Here is a 14,929-nt window from a genome sequence, read left to right as displayed (position 1 = left end):
CGATTTTATTGATATTCCTCTGCATGGTGACAAGCGACTTGCACCACACTGGCAAAGTTAATCGCCATTTGTGAAGGGGCATGTTTCTTATAAGCAAGCCCTAAACCCACCGTAGGAACAGGCGCTTTCAAAGAGCGATAAGCCACACCCTGTATTTGCAATTGTTTGGTCGACTCGGGAACCAAAGATACCCCCAAATTTGCAGACACTAACGATAAAATCGACACAATTTGCGGAGCATTTTGTCCAATTTTCGGTTCAAAACCACGCTCATGACAGGCTTGTTTAATCGCATCGAAAAGCCCTGCGCTAATGGATGGTGGCGAGACAATAAAATCAAGCTCTCGTAGTGCCGTTAAATCAATTTCTTGTGATGAATCGTCCAGATTAAAAGACTCTGAAGGTAAAGCAGCAATGAGCGGCTCTGCTAATAATTCTTGAATAATTAAACTATCTGGAATATTTCGTGGTGAACGAATAATCGCGACATCTAAGCGGTCTTCAAGTAATAAATCGATGAGCAGTAAAGTGTTGGCTTCTTCAAGTTTTAAATTCACTTTCGGATATTGCTGCTGAAAATAACGAACGCATTTAGGAATTAAAGGGTTCAACATTGAAGTGCCTGTAAAGCCTAATCGCAATTGGCCCACTTCGCCATTTGCTACTTGTTTAACTAAGCTCGCTGCATCTTCTACACGCTGCTGTACAGGCTGAATCGCATTTAAAAAGGCAAGCCCTGCTTCGGTCAGCTCCACCCCATGTGGCGAACGAATAAATAAATCTGCACCTAGCTCTTCTTCTAAGTCTCGTATTTGCATGCTTAAAGGCGGCTGGCTCATGTTTAAACGTTGCGCAGCTTTGGTAAAGTTTTTTTCTTCTGCTACCGCTAAAAAGTAGCGTATATGCCTGAGTTCCATTGCTATATATAAAACATATCATGATCCATTGTTAAATATATTAGAAAAATACCTCTCAAATTGCTAATTTTAATTTATCGAATTTTCTCGATGCAGCATGCCTTTAGGCACTGCTCTTTTTCTGTCATGGTCATGATATGAACTCTTCATCTACACCCAGTACCTTAAGTACTGAGGCAACTTCTATTCTTTCCCGTGAGTGGATTCACAAAGGGACTAAAGCCTATAAACACGCAGGATTTGCTTTATTCCTCGTAGGTTTTGCCAGTTTCTCACTGATTTATTGTGTACAACCACTCCTGCCCGCATTTAGCCAAAGCTTCCAGATTAGCCCTGCGAGTAGCTCTTTGGCACTGTCATTAACGACTGCCTTTTTAGCAATTTCGATTGTGCTATCAAGCGCCTTTTCACAAGCCCTTGGCCGTCGTGGTGTAATCTTTACGTCAATGCTGTGTGCAGCAATTCTTAATATTGTCTCTATGTTCACACCGAACTGGCACAGTTTACTGATAGTGCGCGCTTTAGAAGGTTTACTACTTGGTGGTGTACCCGCAGTGACGATGGCTTGGATTGCCGAAGAAATCGCACCTGAGCACTTAGGTAAAACTATGGGTTTATATATTGCAGGTACGGCTTTTGGTGGCATGATGGGCCGTGTCGGCATGGGTATTTTGGTTGAATATTTTTCATGGCGCACCGCCTTAGGCTTACTTGGGGCAATCTGTTTTGTTTGCTCAATTGCCTTTTTAAAATTACTTCCCGCATCGCGTAATTTTGTGCAGAAAAAAGGGCTGAATTTAGGCTTTCACATGCAAATGTGGTGCGCTCATTTAAGCAATACAAAATTATTACGCCTATTTGCGATTGGTTTCTTGTTGACTAGTGTTTTTGTGACTTTGTTTAACTATGCCACTTTCCGTTTAAGCGGCGCGCCTTATTCTCTCAGTCAGACACAAATTAGCCTTATTTTCTTGTCGTATAGCTTTGGCATGGTGTCTTCATCGTTGGCAGGTAGCTTAGCGGATCGCTTTGGTAAAAAAACCATGATGATGGGTGGTTTTGCCTTAATGATTGTAGGGAGCCTCATGACCCTACTCAGCTCGCTTTTCGGCATTATTATTGGTATTGCATTTATTACCACAGGTTTCTTTATTACCCACTCACTTACCAGTAGTTCTGTGGGCGCTGAAAGCAAACAAGCTAAAGCACATGCTAGTTCGCTCTACTTACTTTTTTACTATATGGGTTCAAGTATTGTCGGCTCGGCGGGCGGATGGTTCTGGTTGCACGGTGGTTGGAGTGCCATTGTAGGTTTAACAGTTGTACTGTCATTACTTGGAATATTTTTAGCGGTTTATACTTCACATGCCAAAGCACATTAATGTAGTAAAACTCTAACTTTTTCAGGCTAGCCCCTATGAGCATTTAAAAATGATATGAAAAAATTTAAATGCTCATTTTTTGGCTTGTAATTTTTTTAAGAAACTGTAAAATTCACTCCACATCGCCGGCATAGCTCAGTTGGTAGAGCAACTGACTTGTAATCAGTAGGTCCACAGTTCGAATCCGTGTGCCGGCACCATCATTAAACCTCATGAATATTTGATTTATGGGGTTTTTTGTTGTCTGTAGATTTTACAATCTACCTTGTGACTCTATTGTCTTAGGTGGCAAAGAAATTCGTTAATAAGAAATGAAAAAAGCCCAACAGGATGTTGGGCTTTTTTCGTATTTCGTTACTAGGTACACTTCCTGTAATACCTCACGTCCTGATGCTTAAACTTATTATTGTTGTTTTACGTTTCGGAACTTCCTGTTCCTGATGAGTTCATCATAGGCAATTTATCACGTCATAAAAAGAGGTCAATTTCCCGAATATATGTAAGAAAAAGCGTACATGGTTCTTTTAAATTTAAAACTTGATTTACTATCATTGAAATAAAAATATGAATTTATAAACAAGTTCTGTTCGTCAATTAAATAAGAAAACGATATAATAAGTTTATTACTTTATTTCTAAAATAAATTTAAAAACAACAATGAACGAGATGTTTACTTTGCCATCAAATCTTTTTCAACCTTTAGTGACCATACTTACATGCCTTATTTTCATTGTAAGTAAAATGCCTCAGCTAAAATTTAGAAAAACCATATTATTTTTAGCTCTTGGCAGTCTTACTTTAATCTGTGCTTTGGCAATATTTGGCTTCTTTAATTAAGCCTTATTTCTTGCTCTTTTCTATCATTTTTTCAAAGTGTTTAAGGTTTGGGTTCAGTGTATCCCATGCATAGGCTTGGCTTACAAACACCTCTGCTCTAGGCTGATAGAGACTCGGGTCATCCAAAGTACCTGCACGTATTGAAATCATTTCAGGCGCAATTTCAGGTAAGCCAAAAAGCTGAGAACCACACGTCGGGCAAAACGCTCTTTTAATAGGTCGGCCAGAAGATCCCAAAGTCTCAAAATATTTAAGCTCACCATTCACTTTTAATTCAGACTGGTGAAAAAAAGCGATTGGTGCATATGCTGAACCTGTGGCCTTTTGGCAATCCCGACAGTGGCAATTAAAGCTATAACGTGGCTCTGCTTCACTTTGGTAGCTCACAGCTCCACATAAACACGATCCTTGATATTTGGCTGACATAGCTCATCCTATTTTTTTATTGCTGTGATTTGAATATAACGTACATATCCATTTTGGTAGAGTTTTTGGCATAACTTTGCAGTCATTTGAATTTTAAAATTTGCCAATCCTCGGCTTTGTTTTTGTCCTTGTTGATTTTGAATATATTGCGAAAAACCGAGTAATACTTGCTGAGATAAATCTTCAATTTGAATATCGACAAAACCTTGCTGCTCCAAGGTAGCTCTGAGCATTTTTTCATTTGGCACAGCATCCCAAGCGACATTTGCTGCTTTGAGTAAATAACGATGCTTTTGTTCTTGTAGAGCGGTCATGTTTTGACATGAGTCAGCACGCATTAGGTAGTGAAAACCTAATCGGCCTTTTGAATTCAAAACTGGCGCGATGGAATCTAGAAATGAATTTAAATGACTGTGATAAGCGGCATCAATACACATCACCACATCGAAGTATTGTTTAAATTCAAATTGTTTTAAATTTAAAAATGAACCGCAAAAAATCTGGCTTATTTCGGGAATAAGCTTTTGAATTTTATGAACACATTGGGTTTGCAATTCAACTGCACTGAGGCTTTTAGGCTGATAATGCTGTAACCAGTGCAACAAACTTGCACCCTGTCCGCAGCCTAAATCTAAGAGATGATCTTTTGAATTTAAATTAACAGCTTGTGCCAAATGGTCAGCCAATTGGCGACAAGCTTCACGGTAGTTTTGGGTATTTTTCCAAAAACCCAAATTTGTCCAAGCAAGCTCTTCATCATCCCCTAAGCTTGATGCATCAATTGCATATTTATGGGGAATGAATCGAGAGAGAGCTGCTCGAACTTTTGTTTTCACAATTTTAGTAGCCGAGTTCTGGGGCGACTTCCACCTTAGGTTTTAAACCTACAAATGGTAAAGGTGCACCTAAAATTTCAGCAATATGCATGGCAGAAGTAACTGCTGACTCTAAAATTGGCAAGCCATCGCATGACCATGAACCACAGTAGAATACTTTACGGCTTGGGTCTAAATGGCGTTGTTGCAATTCTTTGTTTAAAGCAACCGTTTGTGAGTCTACAACCGCACGCGTTAAAGTCACTTTTGAAATAACTTTTTTAGGGTCAATATCAACCACTGGACGCCAAGTTTGGAATATAGGATTTTTACCCACGAGTGTTGGTTCAACCGCATTCATCCAAACTGTAAATTGCTGACGCGTAAACTTACGGTCCATCATGTAGCTCAGCACTGACCAGTCTTTACGGCGTGGCGGCATGACGGTCGCATCGGTATGAATGACAAGATCACCTTGCTCAAAGCGGAATTGCTTAAGCAGGTTCATATCTTCTGCAAATTGTTCAGGATTTAAAAACTCATCGATTTTAGATGTTGGCGTTGCAACAATGACTCGATCAAATAAGTTCTGTTCACCTTGGCTGTTTTCAACCAGTACTTTTTCGCCTTGTAATTCAACTTTCTTAATTGCCGATCCGCTATGGATATCGATGCCTTTAATCAAGCTATCTACAAATGCAGGTGTGCCACCTTTCATGCGCAATAACATGTCGCCATCAGTTAAATGACGTAAAAACTCAAGTAAGTTTTTTGCAGGCCAATCGCCAATTGTTTTTGGATTACACGTACAGATTGTATAGAGCACTGGCATGACCACACCGTGCCAGAATACTTCTTCAATATCGTTCTGATTAATAAATTCAGCGAGGGTAATATCTTGATTTTTAGATTTGAAAAACTGGTGAATCGCAGTTTTTAATTGCAACATCCCTTTCACAAGACGCCAGCCATATTGCTGAATGCCTTTACGGTTATTAATAATCGGGAAATTACCAATACGGCTACGAGATGTCGTTAACCATGTTTCCGTACGATCTTCGAATAACCAGCTACATGACATATAAGTACGAACCGGGAAGGTCTTAATACCTAAATGAGCAGCAAGGCTGAGTGTATTTTTCCATAAGTGAGGATTCATCACACGTAGCGGTGCATCAATAATTCCGCCATCGAACTCAATGCTATGGCTATCCATTCCCCGGCCAGGAAGTGCTTCAAATATCGTGATCGTATGCCCTGCATCTTTCAGAATTCTTGCTGCCGCAAGCCCTGCCATTCCACTGCCAATAATTGCGATATTCAAAATGATGTCCCATTTTTCGAGAATTTTTTTGATTATCACTCATACCCCAAAAAAACACCGTATTAAAAACTACCAGATTTTTATTTTTTGCATCAATTTATATAGAAAAAATTTAACAGATCCGCCCAAAAGTTTTTCATAAAATTTTACAAAAGAGGATGAGTGTATAAAAATCTATATTTTTTAAAAATTTAAAAAAAATCTTTTAAATAAAATAAGATAATTTAACTATATTTATATCATTTGTTTTACAACTATCTTTTTTTAAGATATCATTAGCCCATAATAATGAGAAGCAAATCACAGAAAACAATGCCGAGAGAATAATGAAAACCATCATAAAAATAGAATCTTTACAGCGAAAAAGCCCGCTATTCACACTTGATAGCGGGCTTTTTATTACTTTGCTTTAATAGCCAATTAAGCACAATTAAACAATTTAACCTTCTTGCATGAGTGAACCGAATTTTCCACGATTAAAATCATTAATCGCTTCCATAATCTCGGCTTTGGTATTCATGACGAATGGACCATAACCTTCGATTGGTTCATTGAGTGGTTGGCCAGTCAACACCAAGAATTTAGTGTCTTCTTCAGCATTTAAGCTAAACTCAACGCCCTCACGAGACAAAATCGCAACGGTTTTACCTTCAAGACGATTTGCATCATTAACCACAACCGCGCCATCTAATATCACAACAAGCGTGGTGTGACCTTCAGGTACATAGAGGGTATGTTTTTGGCCTTTAACCAATTTACCATCCCATACATTTAATGGACTAAATGTAGTTGCAGCACCTTTTGCATCTGCATATTCACCTGCAATAACCCGCAAATGACTGCCTTCTTCGTCTAGTGCAATGTCTGGAATATCTTTCGCTTCAATCGCTTGGTATTTTCCAGGCGTCATTTTTGAATGAGCAGGTAAATTTACCCACAATTGCACCATTTCAAAAAGACCACCGTGCTCTGCAAATTCAGGAGAATGGAACTCTTCATGCAACACGCCTGCACCCGCAGTCATCCACTGTACATCACCAGTTTTAATGGTTCCGCCGCCGCCACTTGAGTCTTTATGGGTCACCTCACCTTGGTAGGCGATGGTCACAGTTTCAAAGCCACGATGAGGATGCGAACCTACGCCTTGCTGTTCAGTCGTTGGCGAGAATGTATAAGGCGCTGCATAATCGAGTAGCAAAAATGGGCTTAAGGTTTGGCCTAAACGGTCATAAGAGAATAGGTTATATACAGGGAAACCATCACCCACCCAATGCATGTGGTTATTTTGATATGCACCAAGAAATTTCTTCATCTGATCTCTCCTATATATGTAGGATTTTCTTGAACTGGTATTGATTTTACGCCTCAATAATTGCAGTTTATAGATCAGGATTAGCAACACATTATTTCATCTATGAGACAATCTAAGAATTTAATGTGCTCTTTTTAAGATCGTCCTATTTTTAAAATTCTTAATCCTATTTTTTAGACTTAATCACGACATAAAACTCAACTAGCATAATTTTAGGCAATAACGACCTACTCAATAATTTTTGATTATTTATTTTGATAACATGAGGACATAAAAAATGGCTCAAGATTACGTGCGTTTAGACAAGGATAATGCTGCGGTTCTTTTAGTTGACCACCAAGCAGGTTTGCTTTCTTTAGTTCGAGATATCGATCCAGATAAATTTAAAAACAATGTATTAGCACTTGCAGATGCTGCTAAATATTTTAATTTACCAACTATTCTTACCACTAGTTTTGAAAATGGTCCAAATGGTCCTTTAGTTCCAGAATTAAAAGAACTTTTCCCAGATGCACCATTTATTCCACGTCCTGGTCAAATCAATGCATGGGACAATGAAGACTTTGTAAAAGCTGTCAAAGCGACAGGTAAAAAACAACTGATTATTGCAGGGGTAGTGACTGAGGTTTGTGTGGCATTCCCAGCTTTATCTGCACTCGCTGAAGGCTTTGAAGTATTTGTGATTACCGATGCTTCTGGTACTTTCAATGAATTAACACGTGATGCTGCTTGGGACCGTATGTCAAAAGCAGGTGCTCAGCTTATGACGTGGTTTGGTATGGCGTGTGAGTTACACCGCGACTGGCGTAATGATGTGGAAGGTCTAGGTGCGTTGTTCTCAAATCATATCCCTGATTACCGCAACCTGATGACAAGCTATAGCTTTAATACCTCACAAAAATAAGTTCTATTGCCAAGATTAGAGTGCTTAAGCGCTCTAATCTTAAATTTAAATGGATTGATCGGACATTGATAAGCTCTTTTGATGATTTTTATTATTTCTATTTGGTCGTAAAACACGGCGGCTTTAGTGCGGCCAGTGATGCTGAAAATATTAGTAAATCTAAGCTCAGCCGACGCATTATTGACCTTGAAAATAAATTTAATGTCAGCCTGATTCAAAGAACAACACGTCATTTTAAAGTGACCGATTTAGGCCAAGAGTTTTATGAGGAATGCTGCAAAGTTATTACTCAAGTTGAATGTGCAGAAAACGTGTTATTAAAGCAAAAAAGTGAGCCTCAAGGTCTGGTAAAAGTAAGTTGCCCACCTTTAATGATGCATTTTCAAATTAGAAAAATTTTAAATCAGTTTTTAAAAACCTACCCCAAAGTTGAAATCGCACTCGAGCTAACCAGCCGTCGAGTAGATATCTTGCATGATGACATCGACCTCGCGATTCGTACCAATTTTGAACCCAATGAAGATTCGAATTTAATTGTTCGTGATGTGATTAAAACCGATCATTGTCTGGTGGCTTCGCCTGAATTACTTCAAGGTCGCATCATTGAACATTATTCTGAATTACAGGACTTTCCGAGTATTAGCTTAGGTACTCAAAAGCAAAATCCTATTTGGCATTTATGCAATATTCGTAACGGCGAATCGGTTGATGTACCTTATCAACCACGAATAAAAAGTAATGATTTGGCTGGTGTGTATTATGCCGTGATGGATGGTTTAGGCATTGCCGACCTTCCTTTTTTAACCGTCGAATCTGAAATTCGTAAAGGTACGCTTATTCATATTCTTCCTGACTGGAAGTCGAATATTGGTACGCTGCAATTGGTATATGTTTCAAGAAAAGGTCAGCGTCTGGTGGTTGAAAAACTCATTGAAACGCTGATTGATGAACTCAGGCGTTTGCCTGAAAGTCGTGATGGCTATCTATCGACTTAAAATAAAAAACCGGTCATGAATGGGCATGACCGGTTTTTTGTGAAACATCACATACAGCATAACTGTATGTTTTCGTTCAGAACAAAACGAACTCGCTTTATTCCTTACTCAGATAAGTCTACGCAGAGGTATTTCATTTCGACATATTCTTCGATGCCGAATTTTGAACCTTCACGACCTAGACCTGATTGTTTTACGCCACCAAACGGAGCAACTTCATTTGAAATCGCGCCCGTGTTAATGCCGACCATACCGTATTCGAGTGCTTCACCTACTCGCCATTGACGAGCTGTGCTTTGCGTAAACAAATAAGCAGCTAAACCAAACTCGGTATCGTTCGCCATTGCCACTGCTTCATCTTCAGTTTTAAAGCGGAATAGTGGTGCAAGCGGACCAAAAGTTTCTTCTTTAGACACTTTCATGTCTTGCGTTACGCCAGTTAAAACTGTTGGCTCAAAGAATGTACCACCAAGTGCCGAACGCTGACCACCAATACGAACTGTTGCGCCTTTCTCAGTTGCATCTGCAATGTGAGACTGCACTTTTGCAATCGCATCTTCATCAATTAAAGGCCCTTGAGTTGAACCTTCTTGACGGCCATCGCCAACTTTAAGCTTAGACACAGCTTCAACCAAACGCTCTGCCAATGCATCGTAAATACCGTCTTGAACATAAATACGGTTAGCACATACACAGGTTTGACCGCTGTTACGATATTTACTTGCCATAATGCCCTGAACTGCTTGCTCAAGGTTAGCATCGTCAAATACCACAACTGGTGCATTACCACCGAGTTCAAGTGAAAGCTTTTTAATGGTTGGCGCACATTGTTGCATCAAGATACGGCCAACTTGAGTTGAACCTGTGAAGCTTAACTTACGAACAATATCGCTTTCACATAGGGTTTTACCCACTTCAACCGCATCACCACTAATGTTAATTAAAACATCAGCTGGTAAACCTGCCTGTAACGCCAATACTTCAAGTGCATAAGCGGTTAACGGCGTTTGTTCTGCTGGTTTAACCAACATTGAACAACCCGCAGCAATGGCTGGACCTGCTTTACGCGTAATCATGGCAGCCGGGAAGTTCCACGGCGTAATGGCAGCGGTAACGCCAATTGCTTGCTTAATCACGAGCAGACGTTGGTTTGGCAACGTAGGAGTTAAGACTTCTCCATCAATACGGCGCGCTTGCTCGGCAAACCATCGTATGAAAGATGCTGCATAACCAATTTCACCACGTGCTTCTGCTAATGGCTTACCTTGCTCAGCTGTTAAGATTTGAGCCAGATTTTCTTTGTGCTCAAGCATGAGGTTGTACCATGCCAATAGCACATCAGCACGAGCCAAGGCAGTTTGCTTTTTCCAAGTAGCCTGCGCTTTTGCTGAACGGTTAATTGCGGCTTCAACTCCTGCACGGTCATAGGTTTTTACCCATGCCAAAGTTTCACCTGTAGCAGCATCATTAACTTCGATATAGTCATTTGATGCAGGTGCTTCTAATGAAATATCAGGATGTTTTAATAAATACTGCAAATTATTTTGAATCATGCAGATTGCTCCATTGCTTTTGCACTACCTGCTTTTAGAGTTGCAAAACCTTGTTTCAAGATATCAAGGCCTTGACGGAATTGTTCAGCAGGAATGGTTAATGGATATAAGAAACGAATTACATTACCGTATTTACCACAAGTAAGAAGTAACAACCCGTTTTCCATTGCATAGTTTTGTACAACTTTTGCTTGTTCAGCTGTTTCAAGCTCTACTGCAACCATTGAACCTAATGCACGAATATCAGTTACGACGTCGCCTGTTGCTTGTTGAATATCTTTAAGGGTAGCGACTAACTCTGCACCTAATTCATTTGCACGGTCGCATAGGTTTTCTTCTTCAATCGCATCAATAACCGCGTGCGCAGCAGCAACTGCAATCGGGCTACCTGCGTAAGTACCACCTAATCCACCTGGGTTAGGCGCATCCATCACTTCTGCACGGCCAACAACACCTGAAATAGGGAAACCACCGCCCAAGCTTTTCGCCATCGTGATGAGATCTGCTTTAGTCTCGTAATAGTTCATTGCAAATAATTTACCAGTACGAGCAAAACCAGATTGCACTTCGTCAGCAACCAATAAAATACCGTGCTTGTCGCAAATTGAACGTAAACGTTTTAGGAACTCAGCTGGCACAACATTGAAACCGCCCTCACCTTGTACTGGCTCAAGTACGATTGCCGCAACATCATGTGGTGCAATATCTTCACTGAAAATATCTTCAACGCTTTCAATTGCCGCGTCTACTGAAATACCTTTAGCAGGCACTGGGTAACGCGCATGGAACACACCCGCTGGCATTACACCGAAATCACGTTTGTAAGGTGCAGTTTTACCTGTCATTGCCATGGTCATGAATGAACGACCGTGGAAACCGTTACCAAAAGTGATAATGCCGTGACGACCTGTGTAAGAACGAGCAATCTTCACCGCATTTTCAACTGCTTCTGCACCTGTTGTGAAAAAAGCTGACTTTGCAGGACCAGCAATTGGCGCGCGTTCATTAATACGCTCAGCTAAAGCGACATAGCTTTCATATGGTGTTACTTGATAGGCAGTATGCGTAAATTTAGTAAGTTGTTCAGTCACTGCTGCAATAACTTTAGGGTGGCGATGGCCTGTATTTAAAACCGCGATACCACCAGCAAAGTCGATAAATTGGTTGCCTTCCTTGTCCCAAAGCGTGGCATTTTCAGCTTTTTCCGCATACCACTGACACATCACGCCTACACCACGTGGAGTTGCTTGCTGTTTACGTGCGTTAAGTGCAGAATGTTGATTATCCATTTGATTCCCTCATATTTTCATCATCAGTTGCAGCTTTGGTTTCTTGCATCCTGTGCTTAATTTTCAGGGTGCTTTACAACGACTGCCTATGCATGTAATTTCGCTCGTCTGATGCCAACTGACGAGAGCCACTTTTTAACTGTAGGAGAGAGCCAATTGCGTAGTTTACTTGGAGATCATTTGCTGCAACGACTCCAACAGGACACTGAAGGGAAACTACATCAACGCCTTTTCCGTTGCCTGCGTGGTGCCATTATTGATGGAGTCATCCAGCCCAAGACTCGTCTACCTGCATCACGCGACTTAGCCAGTGAAATTCATGTTTCAAGAAATACGGTGCTTAGTGCCTATGAACAACTACAAGCTGAAGGCTACTTAGAAGCCCGTACGGGACATGGCACATGGGTTGCCGAAAAATTACCAGAGAGTTTTTTAAATACACAAAACAAGAAAAAAGTGGTTTCTAGCCCGAAAGCTCAAAGCTCCTATGAGCTATCGCAGCGTGGTTCCAACTTATTAGGCTATGCCGCAGCGTCGCCACACCAATGGGGCGCTTTTGTGCCGGGAGCACCGGATGTGACTGAGTTCCCACATCATATTTTTAGTCGTATTCAAGCACGCTTAAGCCGAGAACCCGATATTAATCGCCTGATTTATAGCAATGCAGGTGGCTGTATTGAGCTTCGAAGTGCATTGGCAGATTACTTACGTGTTGCGCGTTCAGTCCAGTGCGATGCTGACCAAATTATTATTACCGAAGGCATTCACCAAGCGATTGATTTAGTCTCACGTGCGCTCAGTGATATGGGAGATAAAATCTGGATTGAAGATCCTGCTTATTGGGGAATGCGTAATACATTGCGTATTAATGGTCTAGATATTCAGCCGATGCCTGTCGATGCTGAAGGCATTATTCCTGAGGAAAATCCGACCAAGCCGCCTAAACTCATTTTTGTCACGCCTTCACACCAATATCCGCTTGGCTCTCACTTAAGCCTAAACCGCCGACGTAAACTGATTGAGATTGCCCGTCAGCATAATAGCTGGATTGTCGAGGATGACTATGACAGTGAGTTCCGTTTCTCGGGGCAGCCTTATCCTTCTTTACAAGGTTTAGAAAATGATGCGCCTGTGCTGTACATGGGCACGTTTAGTAAAACCATTTATCCATCCTTAAGAATTGGCTATCTAGTGGTGCCTAAGCCGTTATTTTCACCATTACGTATTGTTGCAGCCGAGCTTTATCGTGGTGGGCACTTGCTTGAGCAAAAAGCCCTAGCTGAATTTATTCGTGAAGGCCATTATGAAGCGCATATTCGCCGTATGCGCCTACTTTATGGCAAGCGCCGCGACTACTTGGTGAGCTTAATTCAACGTTATCTTGGCCCCGAATTTATTCATGAATATGACGAAGCGGCAGGATTACATCTGGTTTTAAAACTACCGAACTCTTGCGATGATGTCGCGATTGCAGCCACAGCGCTTGAACGTGGTGTCAAGGTTCGTCCACTTTCACAGTATTACATGCAGTCACATGCACATGCAGAGCGTGGACTGCTCATGGGCTTTGCCTGTGTAAATGAAAAAGATATGGTGATGGCTTTTGGTGTCTTGCTTCAATGCTTACGTGAAGCAGGTGTACCTACGCTAAATTAACTATTCTCTCGTATCAAAACAAACAAAAAGAGCCTCACAGTGAGGCTCTTTTTTATTTAAAAATTTAAACTAACTTTTCTTCATGGCTATGAGTTAAATGAGTCGCTCTACGCTCTTTACCCCAACCCAGTTTTTCAGACAACAATCCGAAGAACACAATAATGCCGAACAGCGCTGTAGTGTAAATCACTTCTTTAAAATAGGTGCCTTCAATCAACATGGTAAGAATTGCACCAATAATTGCAAAAATCACCACGTAAGTTAGATAAGGGAACATCCACATTTTAAAGTCAATTTTCACGCCTTCAGCTTCTAATTTTTTACGCATACGAAGCTGAGAATAAGCAATAGTCAGGTAAACATACAGTGTTGCCGCACCTGTTGTTAGCATGAAAAAGTCATAAACATTCATACTCTCGGTTGCAGTTAAAATCACGGCAATTACAGAGAAGAAGCATGACACAATCACGCCCACCCAAGGACTGCTTTTACTGTTTACAGAGCCAAAACTTTTCGGTGCATCACCACGTTTAGCTAAAGAGAACAACATACGTGAACACGTATAAAGTGCTGAGTTAAAACAGCTACATACTGAGGTTAGAACCACAAAGTTTACGATATGGCGCGCCCCTGGAATACCTAGTGCAGACAGAGTTACGCTATAGGTTCCCCAAGTTGAATCTTTCAAAAGTTCATTGTTGTGAGGAATCAAACATACCGCAACAAACATAGAGCCTACGTAGAATAAAATAATTCGCCAAACCACCGAGTTTGATGCTTTACGAATTTCTTTCGATGGATTTGCCGACTCTGCTGCCGCTACCGTAACAATTTCAGCACCAATGTAGGCAAACATGACTCCAAGCAAGGCTGTGATAACGGATGAGCCGCCATTTGGCATAAAGCCTTGAGCGGTTAAATTACTAATACCAGAAGCAGCCGGATTACCCCAAGGCCACAAATGCATGATGGCTAAACTACCAATCACAAGGAAAATAACAATCGCGATGACTTTGATGAGGGCGAACCAAAACTCAAATTCACCATAGTTTTTCACGTTTTGTAAATTAACAACAACCAATGCACCAATCACCACGACCATATAGACCCAGATCGGTATAAACGGGAACCAATTGTTTAGAATTTTTCCTGCCACATAGGCTTCCCACCCCATGAGCATGGCCAGAGTACACCAGTACAACCAGCCAATTGAAAACCCTGCCCAACGGCCAATCGCACGGTCAGCATAAGTTGAAAAAGAGCCACTATCAGGGTTTAAAACAGCCATCTCGCCTAACATACGCATGATGAACCAAACGAGTAGACCACCTAAAGCGTAAGTTAAGAAAACTACAGGTCCGGTATTGTAAATAATACTGCCTGAGCCCACGAATAGAGAACCACCAATAACCCCTGCAATCGAGATCATCGTTAAGTGGCGTGATTTGAGTCCATGTTTTAAACTTTGGGAGTGATTGGCTTCAGAACCATTTTGATGAGCTGCCATATCATTTTCCTT

12 protein-coding genes and 1 tRNA gene are annotated in these 14,929 nt (G+C 41.0%); 5 read left to right on the top strand and 8 right to left on the bottom strand.

All coding sequences use genetic code 11. From position 1 onward, the window contains the following. Positions 1 to 5: 5 nt before the first annotated feature. A complete protein-coding gene (gene sxtR, locus HJG58_RS04350; protein ID WP_170248039.1) occupies positions 6 to 917 on the bottom strand; it encodes a multidrug efflux pump transcriptional activator SxtR in 912 nt (303 codons plus the stop codon). Positions 918 to 1,054: 137 nt separating this feature from the next. Between sxtR and sxtP the strand changes: the two genes are divergently transcribed. Together sxtP and HJG58_RS04340 are read left to right on the top strand one after the other, a co-directional pair. Next, positions 1,055 to 2,299, top strand: coding sequence for a multidrug efflux MFS transporter SxtP (gene sxtP, locus HJG58_RS04345; protein WP_170248038.1), 1,245 nt, complete (start codon positions 1,055 to 1,057; stop codon positions 2,297 to 2,299). Between the two features lie 124 nt (positions 2,300 to 2,423). Beyond that, positions 2,424 to 2,499 (top strand) — tRNA-Thr (locus HJG58_RS04340). A 640-nt stretch (positions 2,500 to 3,139) separates the two neighbouring features. Here HJG58_RS04340 and HJG58_RS04335 read toward each other — a convergent pair. From HJG58_RS04335 to HJG58_RS04320, 4 genes are all read right to left on the bottom strand, one after another. Further along, the gene (locus HJG58_RS04335; RefSeq protein ID WP_004789959.1) at positions 3,140 to 3,562 is read right to left on the bottom strand and encodes a GFA family protein; all 423 of its coding nucleotides are present in this window, start codon (positions 3,560 to 3,562) and stop codon (positions 3,140 to 3,142) included. 8 nt (positions 3,563 to 3,570) lie between these two features. Beyond that, on the bottom strand, positions 3,571 to 4,398 hold the full coding sequence (locus tag HJG58_RS04330; RefSeq protein ID WP_078224929.1) for an SAM-dependent methyltransferase: 828 nt from the start codon (positions 4,396 to 4,398) through the stop codon (positions 3,571 to 3,573). Between the two features lie 4 nt (positions 4,399 to 4,402). Continuing rightward, entirely contained in the window at positions 4,403 to 5,701 is a 1,299-nt protein-coding gene (locus HJG58_RS04325) for an FAD-dependent oxidoreductase (RefSeq protein WP_171545221.1), read from the bottom strand. A gap of 439 nt (positions 5,702 to 6,140) precedes the next feature. Continuing rightward, complete coding sequence (locus tag HJG58_RS04320; RefSeq protein WP_068564491.1) at positions 6,141 to 7,013, bottom strand: pirin family protein; 873 nt, start codon at positions 7,011 to 7,013, stop codon at positions 6,141 to 6,143. Between the two features lie 277 nt (positions 7,014 to 7,290). Here HJG58_RS04320 and ycaC point away from each other — a divergent pair, with 277 nt between their 5' ends. Both ycaC and HJG58_RS04310 read left to right on the top strand, forming a co-directional pair. Continuing rightward, positions 7,291 to 7,917: an isochorismate family cysteine hydrolase YcaC gene (ycaC, locus tag HJG58_RS04315; RefSeq protein ID WP_002052204.1), complete on the top strand. Its 627-nt coding sequence runs from the start codon at positions 7,291 to 7,293 to the stop codon at positions 7,915 to 7,917. A 20-nt stretch (positions 7,918 to 7,937) separates the two neighbouring features. Beyond that, positions 7,938 to 8,912, top strand: a complete 975-nt coding sequence (locus HJG58_RS04310) for a LysR substrate-binding domain-containing protein (protein ID WP_005066903.1) — start codon at positions 7,938 to 7,940, stop codon at positions 8,910 to 8,912. A gap of 104 nt (positions 8,913 to 9,016) precedes the next feature. Here the strand turns inward: HJG58_RS04310 and HJG58_RS04305 are convergent, their stop codons facing one another. Continuing rightward, positions 9,017 to 10,465, bottom strand: a complete 1,449-nt coding sequence (locus HJG58_RS04305; protein ID WP_017402824.1) for an NAD-dependent succinate-semialdehyde dehydrogenase — start codon at positions 10,463 to 10,465, stop codon at positions 9,017 to 9,019. Further along, the gene (gene gabT, locus HJG58_RS04300) at positions 10,462 to 11,754 is read right to left on the bottom strand and encodes a 4-aminobutyrate--2-oxoglutarate transaminase (RefSeq protein ID WP_002117401.1); all 1,293 of its coding nucleotides are present in this window, start codon (positions 11,752 to 11,754) and stop codon (positions 10,462 to 10,464) included. Before gabT ends, HJG58_RS04305 begins: the two co-directional genes overlap by 4 nt. Positions 11,755 to 11,910: 156 nt before the next feature. Here gabT and pdxR point away from each other — a divergent pair, with 156 nt between their 5' ends. Next, positions 11,911 to 13,410 carry a MocR-like pyridoxine biosynthesis transcription factor PdxR gene (pdxR, locus tag HJG58_RS04295; protein ID WP_022576043.1) on the top strand — a complete coding sequence of 500 codons (1,500 nt, stop codon included), beginning with the start codon at positions 11,911 to 11,913 and terminating at the stop codon, positions 13,408 to 13,410. 64 nt (positions 13,411 to 13,474) lie between these two features. On the opposite strand, the gene HJG58_RS04290 is transcribed toward pdxR, so the two are convergent. Beyond that, complete coding sequence (locus HJG58_RS04290) at positions 13,475 to 14,917, bottom strand: amino acid permease (protein ID WP_170248037.1); 1,443 nt, start codon at positions 14,915 to 14,917, stop codon at positions 13,475 to 13,477. Positions 14,918 to 14,929 lie beyond the last annotated feature (12 nt).

This window comes from Acinetobacter geminorum, from assembly GCF_013009345.1.
Taxonomy (GTDB): Bacteria; Pseudomonadota; Gammaproteobacteria; order Pseudomonadales; family Moraxellaceae; genus Acinetobacter; species Acinetobacter geminorum.
This window is presented reverse-complemented; position numbering and strand designations above follow the sequence as displayed.